General features: G+C 69.6%; 13 protein-coding genes. 11 read left to right on the top strand and 2 right to left on the bottom strand.

Features of this window, described 5'->3' with window-relative positions; translation table 11 throughout:
* Nucleotides 1–60: 60 nt before the first annotated feature.
* The 3 genes from LT948_RS25040 to LT948_RS25030 all read left to right on the top strand — a co-directional run bounded on the left by LT948_RS25040 (nt 61) and on the right by LT948_RS25030 (nt 3,291).
* Nucleotides 61–1,236, top strand: a complete 1,176-nt coding sequence (locus LT948_RS25040; RefSeq protein ID WP_033996244.1) for a serine hydrolase domain-containing protein — start codon at nt 61–63, stop codon at nt 1,234–1,236.
* Complete coding sequence (locus LT948_RS25035) at nt 1,236–2,489, top strand: MFS transporter (RefSeq protein WP_015502905.1); 1,254 nt, start codon at nt 1,236–1,238, stop codon at nt 2,487–2,489. Before LT948_RS25040 ends, LT948_RS25035 begins: the two co-directional genes overlap by 1 nt.
* 298 nt (nt 2,490–2,787) lie before the next feature.
* The gene (locus LT948_RS25030) at nt 2,788–3,291 is read left to right on the top strand and encodes a hypothetical protein (protein ID WP_016254185.1); all 504 of its coding nucleotides are present in this window, start codon (nt 2,788–2,790) and stop codon (nt 3,289–3,291) included.
* 76 nt (nt 3,292–3,367) lie between these two features.
* Here the strand turns inward: LT948_RS25030 and LT948_RS25025 are convergent, their stop codons facing one another.
* Together LT948_RS25025 and LT948_RS25020 are read right to left on the bottom strand one after the other, a co-directional pair.
* The gene (locus tag LT948_RS25025; RefSeq protein ID WP_003122724.1) at nt 3,368–3,949 is read right to left on the bottom strand and encodes a helix-turn-helix domain-containing protein; all 582 of its coding nucleotides are present in this window, start codon (nt 3,947–3,949) and stop codon (nt 3,368–3,370) included.
* Between the two features lie 54 nt (nt 3,950–4,003).
* Nucleotides 4,004–4,162 carry a hypothetical protein gene (locus LT948_RS25020; RefSeq protein ID WP_003089396.1) on the bottom strand — a complete coding sequence of 53 codons (159 nt, stop codon included), beginning with the start codon at nt 4,160–4,162 and terminating at the stop codon, nt 4,004–4,006.
* 289 nt (nt 4,163–4,451) lie between these two features.
* On the opposite strand from LT948_RS25020, the gene LT948_RS25015 reads away from it, so the two are divergent.
* The 8 genes from LT948_RS25015 (at nt 4,452) to LT948_RS24980 (ending at nt 14,846) form a co-directional block, all read left to right on the top strand.
* On the top strand, nt 4,452–5,339 hold the full coding sequence (locus tag LT948_RS25015) for a TauD/TfdA dioxygenase family protein (protein ID WP_003144063.1): 888 nt from the start codon (nt 4,452–4,454) through the stop codon (nt 5,337–5,339).
* Nucleotides 5,340–5,379: 40 nt separating this feature from the next.
* Nucleotides 5,380–6,402, top strand: coding sequence for an ABC transporter substrate-binding protein (locus LT948_RS25010; protein WP_003089389.1), 1,023 nt, complete (start codon nt 5,380–5,382; stop codon nt 6,400–6,402).
* 7 nt (nt 6,403–6,409) lie between these two features.
* Complete coding sequence (locus LT948_RS25005) at nt 6,410–7,258, top strand: ABC transporter ATP-binding protein (RefSeq protein WP_019486423.1); 849 nt, start codon at nt 6,410–6,412, stop codon at nt 7,256–7,258.
* 16 nt (nt 7,259–7,274) lie between these two features.
* The gene (locus tag LT948_RS25000) at nt 7,275–8,141 is read left to right on the top strand and encodes an ABC transporter permease (protein WP_021264794.1); all 867 of its coding nucleotides are present in this window, start codon (nt 7,275–7,277) and stop codon (nt 8,139–8,141) included.
* A gap of 109 nt (nt 8,142–8,250) precedes the next feature.
* Nucleotides 8,251–8,868 carry a LysE family translocator gene (locus LT948_RS24995; RefSeq protein ID WP_003089383.1) on the top strand — a complete coding sequence of 206 codons (618 nt, stop codon included), beginning with the start codon at nt 8,251–8,253 and terminating at the stop codon, nt 8,866–8,868.
* A 95-nt stretch (nt 8,869–8,963) separates the two neighbouring features.
* Nucleotides 8,964–12,713 (top strand): non-ribosomal peptide synthetase, encoded by a 3,750-nt coding sequence (locus tag LT948_RS24990; RefSeq protein WP_073660117.1) that lies wholly within the window; start codon nt 8,964–8,966, stop codon nt 12,711–12,713.
* A 28-nt stretch (nt 12,714–12,741) separates the two neighbouring features.
* Complete coding sequence (locus tag LT948_RS24985; RefSeq protein ID WP_003139384.1) at nt 12,742–13,830, top strand: TauD/TfdA family dioxygenase; 1,089 nt, start codon at nt 12,742–12,744, stop codon at nt 13,828–13,830.
* Nucleotides 13,827–14,846, top strand: a complete 1,020-nt coding sequence (locus tag LT948_RS24980; RefSeq protein ID WP_023091780.1) for a TauD/TfdA family dioxygenase — start codon at nt 13,827–13,829, stop codon at nt 14,844–14,846. The genes LT948_RS24985 and LT948_RS24980 overlap by 4 nt, the downstream gene beginning before the upstream one ends.
* The last annotated feature ends 6 nt before the right edge of the window (nt 14,847–14,852 follow it).

Raw genomic sequence — 14,852 nt, 5'->3', positions numbered from 1 at the left:
TTCCGCTTTTGCAGCGCTCTTAGCCTGTCCGCATCCTTCATCGTCCGCGGAGAGTCTCGCATGTCAGGTTTCGAACGAGGGCCAGGGCGCAGCCTGGCGGAACATGTCGATCAGGCGATCGAGGCGGCATTCGCCGACCAGCGCCTGGTGGGAGCGGTGGTACTGGTGGCGCACCGGGGGCAGTGGCTCTATCGACGGGCTGCCGGCCTGGCCGACCGCGAGGCCGGCCGGACAATGGGCGAGGACAGCCTGTTCCGCCTGGCCTCGGTGAGCAAGCCGATCGTCAGCGTCGCCGCCCTGAGCCTGGTGGACGAGGGCCGGCTGGCCCTCGACGAGCCGATCGCCGACTGGTTGCCGGCGTTCCGTCCGCGCCTGGCCGACGGCCGCGAGGCGCGCATCACGCCGCGGCAGTTGCTGAGTCACAGCGCCGGCCTCGGTTATCGCTTCCTCGAAGCCGACGCAGACGGCCCCTATGCCCGCGCCGGGATTTCCGACGGCATGGACCTGCCGGGTTTCGACCTGGCCGAGAATCTCCGTCGCCTGGCCTCCGTGCCCTTGCTCTACGAGCCCGGCCGCGCCTGGGGCTATTCGCTGGCCACCGACGTGCTCGGCGCGCTGGTGGCGCGGGTCGACGGGCGGCCGCTGGCGGAAGCGCTGCGGCAGCGGGTCGGGATTCCGGCCGGCATGCGCGACAGCGGCTTCCTCTGCGCCGACGCGCAACGCCTGGCGGCGGTCTACGTCAGCGACCGGCCACGCCCGCGGCGGATGGCCGAGCGGGAGACCGTGGCGCCGTTCGAGGACAGCGTCGGCATTCGCTTCGAGCCGAGTCGGGCCTTCGAACCGTCTGCCTATGCGTCCGGCGGGGCGGGGATGATCGGCAGCGCCGGCGACGTGCTGCGCCTTTTGGAAATCCTTCGCCAGGGCGGCGCGCCGTTGCTGACGCCTGGCCTGGTGGAGGAGATGGGCCGCGACCAGGTACCCGGCCTGGAACTGCCGGCCAATCCCGGTTTCGGCTTCGGCCTGGGCTTCTCCGTGCTGCGCGACCCGGCCATCGCGCAGTCGCCGGAGTCTCCCGGCACCTGGCGCTGGGGCGGCGCCTACGGGCATTCCTGGTTCGTCGACCGGGCCCGCGAACTGTCGGTGGTGGCGCTCACCAACACCCTGTTCGAGGGCATGTCGGGACGCTTCGTCAACGACCTGCGCGACGCCGTCTACCGTGCCGCGGAGGTGCGCTGATGGGACGCCGCGAAGCATTTCCGGAGAACGCCGGGGCCGCTGCGTCGGCCGTGGCGCCGCGGCTGCCGCTGAGCGCGTTGCTGGCGATGGCGATGTCCGGCTTCGTCGCCATTCTCAGCGAAACCCTGCCGGCCGGCCTGCTGCCGCAAATCGGCGCGGGGCTGGCGGTCAGCGAGGCGCTGGCCGGGCAACTGGTCAGCGTCTATGCCCTGGGTTCGCTACTGGCCGCGCTGCCGGCGGCGAGCCTGACCCAGGGCTGGCGGCGGCGCCGGGTGCTGCTGCTGGCGCTGCTGATCTTCTTCGTCTGCAACAGCTTCACCGCCGTTTCCTCGGATTACCGCCTGACCCTGCTGGCGCGCTTCGGCAGCGGCGTCGCCGCCGGCCTCGCCTGGGGCCTGCTGGCCGGCTACGCGCGGCGCCTGGTGCCGCCGGAGCAGCAAGGGCGGGCGCTGGCGGTGGCCATGCTCGGTGCGCCGCTGGCGTTGTCGCTCGGCGTTCCGCTGGGCACCTGGCTGGGCGGCCTGCTCGGCTGGCGCTGGGCCTTCGGCCTGTTGTCGCTGATCGCGCTGTTGCTGGTCGGCTGGGTGCTGCACAGCGTGCCGGACTTCCCTGGCCAGCCGGCCGGGCGGCGCCTGCGCCTGCTCGGGGTGCTGCGCACGCCGGGCGTGCGTCCGGTATTGCTGGTGATCGTCGCCTGGGTGCTGGCGCACAACATCCTCTACACCTATATCGCGCCGTTCCTCGCCAAGGTCGGCCTGGGCGCCTCGGTGGACCTGGCCCTGCTGGTATTCGGCAGCGCCGCGGTGGTGGGAATCTGGCTGGTCGGCGCGCTGGTCGACCGGCACCTGCGGCGGATGGTTCTGGCCAGCCTGGCGCTGTTCGCCGTGGCGGCGCTGGCGCTGTGCCTGGGCGCTCGCTGGAGCTGGCTGGCGTTCGCCGGCCTGGCCCTCTGGGGGCTGACGTTCGGTGGCGCGGCGACGCTGCTGCAGACCGCTTCGGCGGACGCCGCCGGGGAGGGCGCCGACCTGGCCCAGTCGATGATCGTGGTGGCCTGGAACCTTGCCATCGCCGGCGGCGGAGCGTTGGGCGGCATGGTGTTGCAGCGCTGGGGCAGCGAGATGCTGCCCTGGACCCTGCTGCCGCTGATCGGGCTGGCCGCGGCGCTGGCCTGGGGCAATGCCGCGCACGCGTTCCGCGTCGGCCCGCGCGGTTTTCCCAGGGCATCGTCCGAACGCCGGAAAGCGGCGGAATAGAGGGGCGGCGCCGGGCAAGGCAAAAAACGCGACGGGTCTTAGAACGTTTATTCACTTGGGTTATTTGGATAGGCCCGATTCGAATATCCATCGCGTCGAAATACCTGCCGCGACGATGCGCTCCTCCGTCATGCAGCGGAATCCGCTGTCATTGCGCCGAACGCCTTCGCTGCCTCGCCGGTAGCCGCCATGCAGCGCCCGGCGCGGCTGTTGCACCGGCATCTTGCCGGTGCGCCGGCGCTGCCTAGAATCGGCCCCAGTCGCACTTACCCCCGCTTCGCCTACAGGAGTTACCGCCATGATGAATGCCATGCAGATGCCGATGAACATGAATGCCGCCATGCCGATGATGCCCATGATGGGCATGCCGATGATGATGGCGAGCATGCAGTGCGAAACGATGGACGACGGCATGCTGTGCAAGATGATGCCGGCGATGGGCATGGACATGGGCCAGTTCCGCAACAGCGCCGAGATGATGGCGATGATGATGAACTGCGGCATGCCCATGATGATGCAGTGCGGCAACCTGGCGATGATGGGCATGTCCCAGGCCTGCATGGCGATGATGCCGACGATGGGCATGGGGATGGGCATGCCGATGATGGGCATGGCTCCGATGAAGTGCATGATGGAGTGCTCCATGCAGGGCGACGCCATGCATTGCAGGATGATGCCGATGCAGGGCATGGACATGGAGATGTTCAAGAATTGCTGCATGCTGATGGCGAAGATGATGGAGTGCGGCATGCCGATGATGATGAGTTGCAACGGCATGCCGATGATGTGCTGCACCTGCTGATCCGTCGCCGGATGGAAAAGGCCCGCCCGGGATGACCGGGCGGGCCTTTCTTCGTCCATGGCAGCAAGGCCGGGGGTCAGTCCAGGCGCTCCGGGTAGGTCATCACCAGGTATGCCAGGGCTTCGCTATCGGCGGGGTTGCGGTAGCTGTGCGGCTGGTCGGCGTAGAACAGGATCGAGTCGCCGGTGGCGAGCAGGAAGCGCTCTTCGTTGACCCGTACTTCCAGTACCCCTTGCGCCACCACCAGGTTCTCCTGGGTGCCGGGGGCATGGGCCTCGGCGTCTTCCTGGCCGAGGCCGCGCAGGCGCAGTTCGTAGAACTCCACCTGGCGCGCCACATCGAAGGGGAACAGAGCGCGGCTGGTGAAGGCGCCGTCGGCGCTGACCAGGCGCTTGCTCTGTTGCGCAGGCAGCACGGCGACGCCGGCGAAGGCGCGATCGTCGAGGAAGGCTGCCACCGACACCTTGAGGCCCTGGGCGATCTTGCACAGCACCTTGATCGACGGCACGCTGCGCCCGGACTCGATCTGCGCCAGCATCGCCCGGCTGACACCGGAAATCCGCGCCAGGGCGTCCAGCGAGAGATTGCGCTTGCCGCGCAGGCGCAGCAGGTTGTGGGCGACGCGCTGGCCAATCAGATCATCGGGCTCGGTATGCACGCCGGCGGCCAGTTCCAGGTGGGCAACGCCATCGCTGGCGGGCAGGTTCATCGGTCAGGCCCGGCGGCTGCGTTCGTCGTGCCTGGCTGGCGGTTGCGGCACGGCGTAGCCGGCCCGCCAGGCGTACACCGCCCACATCATTTCGCCCAGGCGGCGTGCCTGGCGGCGCGAGCGGTAGCGGGCGAAATCGATGACGTTGTCGGTGCGGTCCATGAGGCATTCCTCGGGCGGCGGGTTCGATGGCAGCCAGACTATCCCTTCGCCGCTTAGAGCCATAAATACTAAGTTTTTATTTATTAATTCTCTTTTGTGCTTACAAGGAACGCCGAACCGTACCGAGCAGCATATTTATATTCTTTAAAGGTATTTAAATTAATTTTCTTATTCCAATAAATTAAAGGCTCTCGCGTACCTGCCGACCAATCGGCGCGCCGCACCGAATCCATGCCGCCTTGCGCGGTATTTCGTGCCCGGCGTGTCCGGGCTTGCGTGGGAGTCAGCGATGTCCGTTTCCCTTCCGGCGCCAGCGCGCGCCGACGTTCCCTTGCAGATCCGTGCCCTCGATGCCGCGTTCGGCGCCGAGGTGCTCGGCCTCGACCTCGGGTTGCCCCTGGCCGCCGAGGACTTCCGCCGTATCCACCGGGCGCACCTGGACCACCATGTGCTGGTGTTCCGCGAGCAGCGCATCACCCCGGCGCAGCAGATCGCCTTCAGCCGGCGCTTCGGTGAGTTGCAGATCCATGTGCTGAAGCAGTTCCTGCTCCCAGGGCATCCGGAGATCCTCATCGTTTCCAACATCGTCGAGAACGGCCAGCCCGTCGGTCTCGGCGATGCCGGCAAGTTCTGGCACTCCGACCTTTCCTATAAGGAGCTGCCGAGCCTCGGCTCGATGCTGCATGCCCAGGAGCTGCCGGAGGAGGGCGGCGATACTCTGTTCGCCGACATGCACAAGGCCTGGGACAGCTTGCCGGAGGCCCTGCGCAAGGCGATCGAGGGACGCACGGCGGCGCATTCCTATACCGCCCGCTACAGCGAACCGCGCTTCGAGGGCAACTGGCGGCCGACCCTGAGCGCCGCCCAGCTCGCCGAGGTGCGCGAAGTGGTCCATCCGATCGTGCGCACCCACCCGGAAAGCGGGCGCAAGGCGCTGTTCGTCAGCGAAGGTTTCACCACCCGCATCGTCGGCCTGCCGGCCGACGAGAGCGCCCAACTGCTCGCCGAGCTGTATGCGCACAGCGTGCGCCCCGAGCACATCTACCGGCATCGCTGGCAGGCGCATGACCTGGTGTTCTGGGACAACCGCTCGCTGATCCATCTCGCCGGCGGTTGCCCGGCCCACCTGCGGCGCAAGCTCTACCGCACCACCATCCAGGGCGACGCGCCGTTCTGACGACGGCGCGCGCTTCCCCCTTTTCGCCAGGAGCGTTTCCATGAACCGCATTCCCCGTTTCACCCGCCTGGTCGCCGCGCTCGGCCTGGGCCTGAGCCTCGCCACCACGCTGCTGGCCAGCCGGCCGGCGCAGGCCGAGGGCGAGATCCGCATCGCCGAGCAGTTCGGCATCGTCTACCTGCTGCTCAACGTGGTCCGCGACCAGCGCCTGATCGAAAAGCACGGCCAGGCCGAGGGCCTGCAAATCAAGGTCGACTGGACCCAACTGTCCGGCGGCGCGGCGGTCAACGATGCGCTGCTGTCCGGGGCGATCGATATCGCCGGTGCCGGCGTCGGTCCGCTGCTGACCATCTGGGACCGTACCCGCGGGCGCCAGAACGTCAAGGCGGTGGCCTCGCTGGGCAACTTCCCCTACTACCTGCTGAGCAACGACCCGCGGGTCAGGAGCATCGCCGACTTCGGCGCCGGGGATCGCATCGCCGTGCCGGCGGTGGGGGTTTCGGTGCAGTCGCGCTTCCTCCAGTACGCCGCGGCGAAGCAGTGGGGCGACAAGCAGTTCGACCGCCTCGACAAGTACACCGTGGCGCTGCCGCACCCGGACGCCACCGCCGCGCTGGTGGCCGGCGGCACCGAGCTGACCGGGCATTTCTCCAACCCGCCGTTCCAGGACCAGGCGCTGGCCAACCCGAAGGTCCACGTGGTGCTCGACAGCTACGAGCTGTTGGGGCCGAATTCGCCGACCGTGCTGTTCGCCACGGAGAAGTTCCGCCAGGACAACCCGAAGACCTACCGGGCCTTCGTCGAGGCGCTGAAGGAAGCGGCGGCCTTCGCCCAGAACGACAAGGCGGCGGCCGCCGACACCTATATCCGGGTGACCGGGGCGAAGATCGATCGCGCCGCGCTGCTGAAGATCATCGCCAATCCGCAGGTGGAGTTCAGCGTCACGCCGAAGAACACCTATCCGCTGGCGGAGTTCCTCTACCGGGTCGGTGCGATCCGCAACAAGCCGGCCTCCTGGCAGGACTATTTCTTCCAGGACGGCGCGCCGTTGCAGGGGAGTTGAGACGCCGATGAACGCTGCCTCCCGCCAACCTTCCACGCTCCCCGCCGACGCCCTGCTGGCGGTGGACGGAGTCAGCCTCGAATACCGCACCCGCTCGCGCGTGGTGCGGGCCACCCAGCGGGTCAGCTTCGAAGTCGACCCGGCCGATCGCTTCGTCCTGCTCGGCCCGTCCGGCTGCGGCAAGTCGACCCTGCTCAAGGCGGTGGCCGGCTTCATCCCGCCCAGCGAGGGCGAGATCCGCCTTCAGGGACAGGCGGTCAGGGCGCCCGGACCCGACCGTATCGTGGTGTTCCAGGAGTTCGACCAGTTGCCGCCATGGAAGACCGTACGGCAGAACGTGCTGTTTCCCTTGCGGGTGTCCGGCCAGGTGGCGCGCGACGAGGCCGAGCGACGCGCCGACGAATGCCTCGAGAAGGTCGGCCTGGCGGGCTTCGCCGAAGCCTACCCGCACACGCTGTCCGGGGGCATGAAGGCGCGGGTGGCGATCGCCCGGGCGCTGGCGATGCAGCCGAAGATCCTGCTGATGGACGAGCCGTTCGCCGCGCTGGACGCGCTGACCCGGCGAAAGATGCAGGAAGAACTGCTGCGCCTGTGGGAAGAGGTGCGTTTCACCCTGCTGTTCGTCACCCATTCCATCGAGGAGGCGTTGGTGGTGGGCAACCGCATCCTGCTGCTCTCGCCGCACCCGGGGCGGGTCCGGGCCGAAGTGCATGGCCACCCGTTCGGGCTGCACAGCCTGGGTGGCGAAGCGCTGCAAGCGGCGGCGCGACGCATCCACCGCTTGCTGTTCGACGAGGGCGGCGAACCGACGGTGGCCGCGACCCTCGACTTCGCCGACATCCGTCTGGCCCACTGAGCAAAGGAGCCGATCGATGAGTCGAGTCACGCGCGTCCGCGAAGAATACGAAATCCAGCTCGAACCCCTGCTGGAGGTCCCCCTGGAGCAGCGCCTGCCCCTGGGCCAGCGTCTCTGGCAACAGGGCTGGCTGCGCAAGGGGCTGATCCTGGCGCTGCTGGCGCTGGCCTGGGAGCTGGCGGCGCGGGTCCAGGGCAACGACCTGCTGCTGCCAGGCTTCCTGCAGACGGCCAGGGCCCTCGGCGAGGGCCTGGCCAGCGGCGAACTGCCGGCCAAGGCGGGGATCTCCCTGCTGGTGCTGTTCAAGGGCTACCTGCTGGGGATCGTCCTGGCCTTCGTTCTGACCAGCCTGGCGGTCTCCACGCAGTTGGGCCGCGACCTGCTCGGGACCCTCACGGCGATGTTCAACCCGCTGCCGGCGATCGCGCTGCTGCCGCTGGCGCTGCTCTGGTTCGGCCTGGGCCAGAACAGCCTGATCTTCGTGCTGGTGCATTCGGTGCTCTGGGCGCTGGCGCTGAACACCTATGCCGGTTTCCTCGGTGTCTCGGAGACCCTGCGCATGGCCGGGCGCAACTACGGCCTGCGCGGCCTGCGCTTCGTCCTGCTGATCCTGGTGCCGGCGGCGCTGCCGTCGATCCTCGCCGGGCTGAAGATCGGCTGGGCCTTCGCCTGGCGCACGCTGATCGCCGCGGAACTGGTGTTCGGCGCGAGCAGCGGCAAGGGCGGGCTCGGCTGGTACATTTTCCAGAACCGCAACGAGCTGTACACCGACAAGGTATTCGCCGGCCTGGCGGTGGTGGTGCTGATCGGCCTGCTGGTGGAGAACCTGGTGTTCGGCAGCATCGAGCGCCTCACGGTGAAGCGCTGGGGAGTGCAACGCTAGGGCGGCGGACGGGTGGAGTGTTACGGCAACTTTCTCGGCAACTGTTGCGCTGGCGCGGCGGCAAAGCGGAGTAACGTCTTGCCCGCACCCACTTCAAAGGATGGAACGAATGTCGCTCTCCGTGGATCTGCTGCTGGCGTTCTCCCTGTTCGCCTTCGTCACCTCCGTCACGCCCGGTCCGAACAACACCATGCTGCTGGCCTCGGGGGTCAACTTCGGTTTCGTCCGCTCCATCCCGCACATCCTCGGGATCAGTTGCGGCTTCTTCATCATGGTGATGGCGGTGGGCTTCGGCCTGGGCACGGTGTTCGAGGCCTACCCGGTGCTGTACACCATCCTGCGCTACGTCGGCGCGGCCTACCTGCTGTACCTGGCCTGGAAGATCGCCACCTCCGGCCCGGCCGGCAACGACCCGGAGGGACGTGGCAAGCCGTTGAGCTACTGGGGCGCGGCGGCGTTCCAGTGGGTCAACCCGAAGGCCTGGGTGATGGCGGTCGGCGCCATCAGCACCTACACCCCGTTGCAGGGCTACTTCACCAACGTGGTGGTGATCTCGACGGTCTTCGCCCTGATCAACGCGCCGACCATCGGAATCTGGGCCGGTTTCGGCAGCATGCTGCGCAACGTGCTGCGCGATCCGCGCTGGCTGCGGGTGTTCAACGTAGGGATGGCGCTGCTGTTGGTCGCGTCGCTGTACCCGATCCTGGCGGAAAATCATTCGGCCTGACCTGTCACCACCCTATCAGTTGTATTAGCTCGTAACTCGTCGCCATTTCGTGAAGAGTTTTTCGCTCGGTGCCCAGCCTCGGAAGGGGGAGAGCGATGCAGGAGCGACATGGCTTACCGTTACGCAGCTTTTCGTCGGGCAAGGCGCTGACCGCGGGACGCGCAGCGCGCCCGGAGGTTGCGCAGGAGCGACGCTACCTGCAAGGCGCCCCGCTGGGGTTGGAACTGCCGGGGCGGATCGCCTTGCGCGACCCGCATTGCGCCTGGCAGTGGGTCGAGCCGGAGGCGGCCGCGCAAGCGTTCCCGGCGGCGCACTGGCTGGCGGCGTTCCTGGTACTGCTGGGACGCTACGGCAACGAAGAGATCACCCTGGGTTTTCCCGAGCCGATCACGGTGCGCGGGCGGCAGGCGCCCGCGCTGCTGCGTTCCGCCTACCGGGCGCTGGAGTCGTCCGCCGAACGTAGCGCGCGGCTGGCGGAAGAACTCGACGATGCCCGGCGGCAGCTCTCCGCCGAGGGCCAGGAGCGCGCCGCCCTGGCCGGGCGCTGCGCGGTCCAGGTGCTGGCGGCGCGGCCGACGGCGAGCAGCCCCGGCTGGCTGGCCCTGGTGCTGGCGGCGGACGGCAGCGTCGGGCTGGCTCTGCGCGATCCCCAGTACGACGGATTGCGGCGCATCGCCGGCCATCTCGCGCGCCTGGCGCGCGGCCTGGTCGACGCCCAGGCCTGCGTCGGCCGGCTGCCCTGGCTGGACGCCGACGAGGAGCGCCGTTTGCAGGCCCTGCGCAGCGAGCCCCAGGCCGCGCCGCCGCGCGGCGTACTCCACCATCTGTTCGAGGCCCAGGCGCGGCGCACGCCGCAGCGCATCGCCGTGCACGCCGCCGACCGCAGCCTCAGCTATGCCGAGCTGGAGCGCGAAAGCGCCGCGCTCGCCGCGCGCCTGCGCGCCGCCGGGGTGGCTCCGGAGCAGCGGGTCGGGGTCTGCCTGCGGCGCGACAGCGGCCTGCTGGTCGGCCTGCTCGGCGTGCTCCGCGCCGGCGGTTGCTACGTCCCGCTGGACCCGGCCTACCCGGAGGAACGGGTGGCCTACATGCTCGACGACGCCGACTGCCTGCTGGTGCTGGTCGACGCGAGCACCCGCGAGCGGGTCGCCGCGCTGGGCCGGCCATGCCTGGCGCTGGAGGAGGGCGGCGACCAGGCGAACGACCTGGCGCTGCCCGCGAGCGAGGTCGGCGCCGAGCACCTCGCCTACATCATCTATACCTCCGGATCCACCGGACGCCCCAAGGGCGTCGCCATCGAGCACGGCAGTGCCCATGCCTTCCTGCGCTGGGCCGGCCAGCACTATGCCGCCGAAGAATGGAGCGGGGTACTGGCGGCGACCTCGGTGTGTTTCGACCTGTCGGTCTACGAGCTGTTCGGCACCCTGGCCGAAGGCGGTACGCTGCACCTGGTGGAGAACCTGTTCAGCCTGCCGGACTACCCGCGCCGCGACGAGATCAGTCTGCTCAATACCGTGCCCTCGGTGTGCGCCGCGCTGCTCGCCCTCGGCGACCTGCCGGGTGGGGTGCGCACGCTGAACCTGGCCGGCGAACCGCTGCGCGGCCACCTGGTGCGACAGATTCGTGGCCAACCCCAGGTACGGCGCCTGGTCAATCTCTACGGGCCGACCGAGGACACCACCTATTCGACGGTGCACGAACTGGACCTGCACGCCGAAGCGCTCGACGAGCCGCCCATCGGCCGACCGCTGCCCGGCACCACGGTGGAGGTGCTCGACGGCTTCGAGGCGCCGCTGCCGCTGGGCGTGGCCGGGGAGCTGTACCTCGGCGGCATCGGCCTGGCGCGTGGCTATTTCGGCAAGCCGGAGCAGACCGCCGAGCGTTTCCGCGTCGATCCGGGCAGCGGCGAGCGCCGCTATCGCACCGGCGACCGCGTACGCATGCGCGAGGACGGCGTGCTGGAACACCTCGGCCGGCTCGACGACCAGGTCAAGTTCAACGGCTTCCGCATCGAGCTGGGCGAGATCGCCTCGTGCCTGGCGAGTTTTCCCGGGGTGAGCGAAGCCTGCGCCATGCTCACCGAGGACAGCGCCGGCCTGCGTCGGCTGGTCGGCTACCTGGCGGCGCCGTTCGCCCCGCAGCTCCAGGCGCTGAACGAGCACCTTGGGCAAAGCCTGCCGCACTACATGTTGCCGTCGGCGTTCGTGGTCCTGGCGGAGCTGCCCAAGACGCTCAACGGCAAGATCGACCGCAAGGCCCTGCCGCGTCCCCAGGCGACCGACGCCGAGCCGCAGGCGCTGCCCGGCGATCCGCTGGAACAGGCGCTGCACCAGGCCTGGCAGGCGCAGCTTGGCGCGCCGCCGCGCGCCGGGCAGGGTTTCTACGCCGCCGGCGGCGATTCCCTGCGGGCGGTGCACCTGCTCGCGACGCTGCGCCAGCGACTGTCCCGCCGCGTACCGTTGCAGGCGTTCGCCGGCGGCCCGGCGACCCCCGAGGCCCTGCTGGAACTGCTGCGCCAGGCCGCGCCCGAGGGCGACGAGCCGGAGCCGAGCGCCGGCGCCGCCGGGCTGAGCCTCGCCGAACGGCGCCTGTGGGTGGCCCAGCAACTGGCGCCGGAGGACACCTCCTACAACCTGCTGGCCCACCTGCGCATAGTCGGCGCCACGGCCGACGCCATCGAACAGGCCTTGCGCCAGTTGCTGGAGCGGCATGTGGCGCTGCGCCGGCGTGTCGAAACGGGCGTCGACGGGCCGCAGCCGCATGCGCTGGCGGCGCATGCGGTGCCGCTGCAACGCCTGCTGGCGAGCGACGCCGCCCACGCCGAGCGGCTGCTGGAGGATGGCGTGCGCCGTGAGGGCGCGCGAGTCTTCGACCTCGCCCATGAGGCGCCGGCGCGCCTGCTGCTGGTCGTCACCCGCGACAGCGCGCGCGCCGACCTCCTGCTCAGCGTCCATCACTACGCCTTCGACGATGTGTCGCTGGCGGTCTTCGCCGCGGAGCTGAAGACGCTGCTCGATGGCGGCCGCCTGGCCGCGCTCGCCAGCACGCCGGAACAGGTCGCCGCCCGCGAGCGCGCGGCGTTGGCCTCGGGCCGCCTGGAGCGCGTCGCCGAGCGCTGGGCGGAGCGTCTGTTGCCGCTGGCGAAGGCTCCCGGCGCCGCGGCGGCGCGCCGGGAGGAGCGCGGCGGGCGCGCCGGCCAGCGCCTTGCCCTGCCAGTTTCCGCCGCCGCCCATGCCGCCTGCCGGACGCTGGCCGAACGCGCCTCGGTAAGCCCGTTCAGCGCTGCGCTGCAAGCCTTCGCCGAAGTGCTCGGCGCCGAACTGGGCGTCGACGACCTGCTCGTCGGCGTGGCCCTGGCCGGGCGTTCGCGCCTGGAAATGCAGGGGCTGGTCGGCTGCTTCGTCAACCTCCTGCCGCTGGCGGTCGGCCTGCGTCCGGGGCAGTCCGCGGAGTGGCGCCTGCGCCAGGTCGGCCATGACCTGCTGGAACTGCTCGAACACCAGGACGTGCCCCTCGAATGCGTGACCCAGGCCCTGCGCCAGCGCGGCGCCAGCGGCCTGCCGATCCGCATCGCCTGCGGCGCGCACAACGGTCGGGCGGCCCCGGCGGTGGATGCCGGGGTGCGCGTCGAAGCCGACTTCATCCCGGTGCCCGGCGCGCGCCTGGACCTGACGCTCTGGCTGGAAGACCAGCCGCAGGGCTGGCTGGCGGTCTGGACCGGGGCCAGCGCGATCTTCGACCTGCACCGCATCGAGCGCCTGCACCAGGCCTGGGAGCGGCGCCTGCTGGCGAACGCCGGCGAACCTACCTCGAAACGCATGTCGCCGGAGGGCTGCAACGCTTCCTGACGACTCGAGTCCCCCACGGAGAACAGCGATGGAACGAACAGCTCCCAGTCTCACCGGTCGCGGCTTCGCCCGGCCGCGCAATCTCACCCCGCGCAGCAGCGAGGCGCTGGTGCGGCGCCCGGCGGCGGAGCGCGACGGCCTGCCGCTGCTGATCGAGGCACAGGCTCCCGGCCTGTCCCTGGCCGACTGGATTCGCGAGCAGGGCCAGTCCCTGCACGACGACCTGAATCTGGCTGGCGGCCTGTTGCTGAGAGGCTTCGAGGTCGACTCGGCAGAGCGCTTCCGCGCAGCCGCCGCCGCCTTCGCTCCGCAACTGCTCGACTACAAGGAGCGTTCCTCGCCGCGCAGCCAGGTCAGCGGCGAGGTCTACACCTCCACCGAGCATCCGCTGGACCAGCCGATCTTCCTGCATAACGAGCAGTCCTATACCGCCGACTGGCCGCTGTACATCATGTTCCATTGCCAGGTGGCGCCGCTCGAAGGCGGCGCCACCCCGGTGGCGGCCAACCGGTTGGTGCTCCGCCACCTGCCGGACGAATTGCTGGAGCGTTTCGAGCGCCTGGGCATCCTCTACGTGCGCAACTACCGCGCCGGCCTCGGCCTGTCCTGGCGCGAAGCGTTCCAGACCGACAGCCGCGCCGAGGTCGAGGCGTTCTGCGCTGAGCACCGGATCGCCCATGCCTGGATCGGCGACGAGCACCTGCGCACCTGGCAGAGGCGCGCGGCCTTCCAGCGCCACCCGCATACCGGCGAGCGCCTGTGGTTCAACCACGGCATGTTCTTCCATGCCAGCAGTCTCGAGCCGGGCCTGCGCGATGCGCTGTTGCGCAGCGTCGCCGAGGAAGACCTGCCGTACCAGACCTACTACGGCGATGGCAGCCCGATCGAGGCGCAGACCCTGGCGACCATCCGCAGCGCCATAGACCGCGAGACGCGGCGCTTCGACTGGCGCGTGGGCGACGTGCTGATCCTCGACAACATGCTCGCCCAGCACGGCCGCGAGCCGTTCCGCGGGCCGCGCCGGATCCTCACCATCATGTCCACGCCGTATTCCAGCCTGGCCTCCGCCGACGTCCCGCCGACACCTTCGCGCCTGGCGCTCGGAGGTGCCGCATGAGCGCCTCGTTCAGCGCGCCGCGCCTGCGCCCCCGGCAGCTCTCGGCCGGCGACCTGGTGGAGGAGAGCCTGCTCGACCCGGCCAACGACTACCTGCGCATCGTCCGCGCGCGCCAGCCGGGCATGGACCTGCGGCAATGGATCGCCGCCGCCGGCGCAGGGCTACGCGACAGCCTGCTGCGGCATGGCGGCATCCTGTTCCGTGGCTTCGCGGTGGACGGCGCGGAGGGCTTCTCCCAGGCCGTGCAAGGCTTTTCGCCGAACATGCTCGACTACCTGGAGCGCGCGGCGGCGCGCCAGGAAGTGGCGCACCGGGTGTTCACTTCCACCGAGTTCTCGCCGGATGGCTGGATTCCGCCGCACCACGAAATGTCCTACTCGCACAACTGGCCGAGCTACATCCACTTCTACTGCCAGACGCCGCCCGCCACCCAGGGCCGCACGCCCCTGGCCGACGAGCGCCGGGTCAGCGCCCGGATACCCGAGGCGATCAGGCAGCGCTTCCTCCGCCATGGGGTGTGCTACGTGCGCAACTACGGGCCGGAGATCGACCTGACCTGGCAGGAAGGCTTCCAGACCGACAGTCGCGCCGAGGTCGAGGCCTACTGCCGGCAGACCGGTACCCAATGGACCTGGCTCGACGACCAGCGCCTGAATACCCGCCAGGTACGCCAGGCGATGGTGCGCCACCCGCTCAGCGGCGAGACGCTGTGGTTCAACCACGCGCACATGTTCCATGTCTCCAACATGCCGCCGGCCCTGGCCCGGGCCTTGCTCGACGAGGTCGGCGAACAGGGCCTGCCGCGCAACGCCTACTACGGCGACGGCAGCCCGATCGAGGCGGAGGTGCTGGACACCATCCGCGCCGCCTACCGCGAGGAAACCCGCGCGTTTGCCTGGGAGCGCGGCGATGTCCTGATGCTCGACAACTTCATCAGCGTCCACGGCCGCGAGCCGTACACCGGCGAGCGCAAGGTGCTGGTGGCGATGACCGACCTGCATGTCCACCAACCCTGAACCCGT

The sequence above is a fragment of the Pseudomonas sp. CP-1 genome (assembly GCF_021213715.1).
GTDB classification, from domain to species: Bacteria; Pseudomonadota; Gammaproteobacteria; order Pseudomonadales; family Pseudomonadaceae; genus Pseudomonas; species Pseudomonas aeruginosa.
The sequence above is the reverse complement of the archived record's forward strand: the minus strand, read 5'-3'. Positions and strand labels throughout refer to the sequence as shown.

Bases quoted from the DNA above. Each gene is read 5' to 3' on its own strand.
- LT948_RS25040 (WP_033996244.1), top strand. From the start codon at position 61: ATGTCAGGTTTCGAACGAGGGCCAGGGCGCAGCCTGGCGGAACATGTC.
- LT948_RS25035 (WP_015502905.1), top strand. From the start codon at position 1,236: ATGGGACGCCGCGAAGCATTTCCGGAGAACGCCGGGGCCGCTGCGTCG.
- LT948_RS25030 (WP_016254185.1), top strand. From the start codon at position 2,788: ATGATGAATGCCATGCAGATGCCGATGAACATGAATGCCGCCATGCCG.
- LT948_RS25020 (WP_003089396.1), bottom strand. From the start codon at position 4,162: ATGGACCGCACCGACAACGTCATCGATTTCGCCCGCTACCGCTCGCGC.
- LT948_RS25015 (WP_003144063.1), top strand. From the start codon at position 4,452: ATGTCCGTTTCCCTTCCGGCGCCAGCGCGCGCCGACGTTCCCTTGCAG.
- LT948_RS25010 (WP_003089389.1), top strand. From the start codon at position 5,380: ATGAACCGCATTCCCCGTTTCACCCGCCTGGTCGCCGCGCTCGGCCTG.
- LT948_RS25005 (WP_019486423.1), top strand. From the start codon at position 6,410: ATGAACGCTGCCTCCCGCCAACCTTCCACGCTCCCCGCCGACGCCCTG.
- LT948_RS25000 (WP_021264794.1), top strand. From the start codon at position 7,275: ATGAGTCGAGTCACGCGCGTCCGCGAAGAATACGAAATCCAGCTCGAA.
- LT948_RS24995 (WP_003089383.1), top strand. From the start codon at position 8,251: ATGTCGCTCTCCGTGGATCTGCTGCTGGCGTTCTCCCTGTTCGCCTTC.
- LT948_RS24990 (WP_073660117.1), top strand. From the start codon at position 8,964: ATGCAGGAGCGACATGGCTTACCGTTACGCAGCTTTTCGTCGGGCAAG.
- LT948_RS24985 (WP_003139384.1), top strand. From the start codon at position 12,742: ATGGAACGAACAGCTCCCAGTCTCACCGGTCGCGGCTTCGCCCGGCCG.
- LT948_RS24980 (WP_023091780.1), top strand. From the start codon at position 13,827: ATGAGCGCCTCGTTCAGCGCGCCGCGCCTGCGCCCCCGGCAGCTCTCG.